We start from the raw sequence: 3,631 nt of genomic DNA on the forward strand, positions 1-3,631 counted from the left end.
GGAGGCCGCCGCTTCGGCGCCAGGGGGGGCTGCCGTGGCACCGGAACAAGATGGGGAAGCGCCCATCGAGCTGGTGCGCATGTCTCCTTTGCGAAAGCGGGTGGCTCAGAGGCTTTTAGAGGCGCAGCAGACCGCGGCGTTGCTCACCACCTTCAACGAGGTCGACATGTCGGCCGTCATCGACGCGAGAAAGCGCTTCGGTGAAGCGTTTCAGAAGAAGAACGGGGTGAAGCTCGGCTTCATGTCGTTCTTTGTCAAGGCGGTGGCGGGCGCGCTCGCCGACTGGCCCGTGCTCAACGCCGAGGTGCGCGATGACGCCATCGCCTATCATCGCGATGTCCACATCGGTGTGGCGGTGGGCAGCGAGCGGGGCCTGGTGGTGCCCGTTCTACGCCATGCTGATCGACTCGGGTTTGCCGAGATCGAGGCTTCCATCGTCGATTTCGCGACGCGTGCCAAAGCGGGGAAGCTGCGTCTCGACGAGATGCAGGGCGGCACCTTCACCATCTCCAACGGGGGCATCTATGGCTCGATGCTGTCGACGCCCATCGTGAACCCCCCTCAGAGCGGCATCCTCGGCATGCACAAGATCGACGAGCGCCCCGTCGCACGAAACGGTCAGGTGGTGATCCGCCCCATGATGTACGTGGCCCTCACCTATGATCATCGCATCATCGACGGACGAGAAGCGGTATCTTTCCTCAGCGGGGTGAAGGATCGCATCGAGAACCCTGCGGGGTTTGGATTGGGAATATAGCGTTTCCCCGACTCTCGTGGGTATTCGTACCCAACAATTCAGGGCTTCCGCTCCAACCCGCTTTGATCAAACAGGTCTGAGCGCTTCAGTCGCAGCGTGCGCGCAGCTGGTTGCGATAGGCGCGGAAGCCTGCACCGAAGAAGAACTGGTAGGGGATGTGTGAACGCATCGCCCAGTACTTCTCGCTGTGCAGCGCTTCCGGGAAGGCGAAGTACATGAGATCGCTGCCGCTCTTGAAGCCGCGCCGCAGCAGCAGGTCGCGCATGGCCGCCGTCACTTCGTAGTTGTCGCCGGGCCAGCCGCTGTCGAGATAGAGCCGGATGTTGCGCCTGGGCTCTTGCGCGATGCGCTCCATGAGGTCGTCCTTCCAGGTGAAGGTGCTCGACATGCATGCGGCCATGCCGAACACCTCGGGCCATTGCCAGGCCAGGTAGAGCGAGACCACGCCTCCCAGTGAAGACCCCATGACGGCGGTGTGCTCCGGTCCGGGAAGGGTGCGCAGGGTGCGGTCGATGGTGGCCTTCTTCAGCTGCTCGACGAGGAACCGGCCATAGGCCTCGTAGCCGGGGCGGGTGTACTCGTTCTCCCGGTCCTTGGCATACACCCCAACGACGATGCAGCGTCGCACCGCGCTCATGGCGTTGAGCAGGCCCATGGTCGAATCGACCTGCCAGTCGTCGCCGAGAAAGGCCTCGTAGGGGAAGAAGAGGTTCTGGCCGTCGTGCATGTACAGCACGGGGAACCGTTGGAGCGGGTTCTCGTAGTAGCCCGGCGGATAGTAGCAGCGCACCTTGTGCGCGCCTGCGCCATGCGGGTCTGCGATTTCGAGCAGGTCGCCGATGCTTCCGCCGGTGGGCCCGTGGAAGTAGGGGTAGTTCTGCACCACGGGACCTTCCACCGTGGCCAGGGCATTCTCGCCCTTCGCCCAGTACACGCGGTCTTCAACCTGCAGACAGGCCTTGTAGTAGATGAACGGCTGATCGGTACTTATGGTGAACGTTGCGGTCTGTCGATCGGCCGACACCGTCGAGGCCTCGACCGGGGTGTCCCAATCTTGCTCGGTGCGCAGGGTGATGCGCCCGCGGGTCACCGGATAGTGCACCTGGATCTCGAGGGGGCGTTGCGTGCTCACGGTCTGCGGCTCCTGCTGGTTGAAGGTTGGCGTCTCCGCGAGTGTTGGGCAGAGCATCGATGCGTCCCTGCGTTTGTCAGGGAGACCTTTTCAAGACCTCCGCCACCGTGGGGTCCACGAATCTCTGGCCAGGGGCTGCGAGGTCAACCGGACAGGATTTTGTCGTCGCGCACGTAACACGTGGGGCGATCGGAGGAGTCCCGTGAACGAAGAACCCAACCTTGCCTTGTTCATCGACTTCGAGAACCTGGCCATCGGTGTCGAAGACGCCAACTACAAGAAATTCGACGTGAACCTCGTGCTCGGGCGCCTGCTCGAGAAGGGCAAGATCGTGGTCAAGCGCGCGTATGCTGACTGGGAGCGCTACGCCTCGTTCAAGCGGGGGTTCCACGAGGCTGCCATCGAGATGATGGACATCCCGCGCCGTCGCTACAGCGGAAAGAACAGCGCAGACATCCGCCTCGTGGTCGACGCCATGGACCTCGCCAATGCCAAGAGCCACATCAACATCTTCGTCATCGCGTCCGGTGACAGCGATTTCTCTCCCCTGGTCTCGAAGCTGCGCGAGAACAACAAGTTCGTCATCGGCCTGGGCGTCAAGAACTCCACCTCGAACCTCTTCGTCGAGAACTGCGACGAGTTCATCTTCTACGACGATCTCATCCGCCGCGTCGAGCGCGGGCGACCAGCCGAGGCACGGTCCGACAAGCAGGACGAGGCCTTCAGCCTGCTCCTCGACGCGCTGCGCGCGCTGCGCCGCGACAGCAAGGATATTCTGTGGAGCTCGATGGTGAAGGAGACCATGAAGCGCAAGCGCCCCTCGTTCAACGAGGAGTACTACGGCTTCGACACCTTCTCGCAGCTCCTCGAAGAGGGGCAGCGGCGCAACATCATCAAGCTCGAGAAAGACCAGCGCAGCGGCTCATACGTCGTCACCGACTTCCGCGCCGGGCGCTGAAGGCGCACGTCTCGGCGCGCCCCTTCCTGCGTCTCGTGTGAGGCGTGGGAAGGGCTCATCTCCAGCCTCATCGTCTCTCTCTTCGCGGTCGGTCGCTCAGCGCACCACCACGACAATGTCTTGCGTGGGCTCGAAGCTGCTCATCGTCCAGGTGACGGTGCTGCCTTCCACCTTGCCTCCCGCGGGGCTGGCGGAGACGATGCTGCCCTCGTCGACGCGCACCCTCACCGTGGCCGCCCCGATGGGGTCTCTCCACGGGGCGCCGCTGCGCAGAACGTAGGTGTAGCGCCAGGTCTTGTTCGGTGCGGGGGTGAGGGCCTGCATGTACTTCACCTCGACGGCCACGTCATCTTTTGACGGGGCGCCGTAGTGCCCCTGGAACGTGAGCGGCCAGGTCCACCACGACGCCGCCAGACCGCTCGGGTCGTCCTTGCGCGCGGGCTCTCGCACGACCTGGCTCTCGCTCACGCGGTTGTCTCCGGTGAGGGTCGGGGGACTTGCATTCCGCCTGTAGACCTGCTGCCACACCTGAAACGCCATCAGGGGCTTGTCAGCGTTGAGCTGCGGAAAGCCCAGGCGCATGATCAGGGTCTGGCGCCACGTCTCTTGCAACGGCTCGAAGTGGAAACGCGCCGTGACCGAGGCCAGGGGCGTGGCGCGCTTCCGGTCGATGGTGACGTCGACTGTCTCGTCGCGCATGGCGAGGAGCTGCTCGGGGTTCGAGACCTCTCGCGTCGAGATGGGGCGGCGCGGGCCGATGTCAGCCTGGGCGCGAGGCACGGCG

4 protein-coding genes are annotated in these 3,631 nt (G+C 63.9%); 2 read left to right on the forward strand and 2 right to left on the reverse strand.

All coding sequences use genetic code 11. From position 1 onward, the window contains the following. On the forward strand, positions 1–757 hold a 757-nt coding region (sucB, locus tag EB084_21725), incomplete at its 5' end, for a dihydrolipoyllysine-residue succinyltransferase (protein NDD30885.1). An 85-nt stretch (positions 758–842) separates the two neighbouring features. On the opposite strand, the gene EB084_21730 is transcribed toward sucB, so the two are convergent. Beyond that, positions 843–1,946: an alpha/beta hydrolase gene (locus EB084_21730; GenBank protein ID NDD30886.1), complete on the reverse strand. Its 1,104-nt coding sequence runs from the start codon at positions 1,944–1,946 to the stop codon at positions 843–845. A 145-nt stretch (positions 1,947–2,091) separates the two neighbouring features. Here EB084_21730 and EB084_21735 point away from each other — a divergent pair, with 145 nt between their 5' ends. Then, entirely contained in the window at positions 2,092–2,847 is a 756-nt protein-coding gene (locus tag EB084_21735) for an NYN domain-containing protein (GenBank protein ID NDD30887.1), read from the forward strand. 96 nt (positions 2,848–2,943) lie between these two features. On the opposite strand, the gene EB084_21740 is transcribed toward EB084_21735, so the two are convergent. Next, the gene (locus EB084_21740) at positions 2,944–3,627 is read right to left on the reverse strand and encodes a hypothetical protein (protein NDD30888.1); all 684 of its coding nucleotides are present in this window, start codon (positions 3,625–3,627) and stop codon (positions 2,944–2,946) included. Positions 3,628–3,631 lie beyond the last annotated feature (4 nt).

The organism is Pseudomonadota bacterium (assembly GCA_010028905.1).
Lineage (GTDB): Bacteria > Vulcanimicrobiota > Xenobia > RGZZ01 > RGZZ01 > RGZZ01.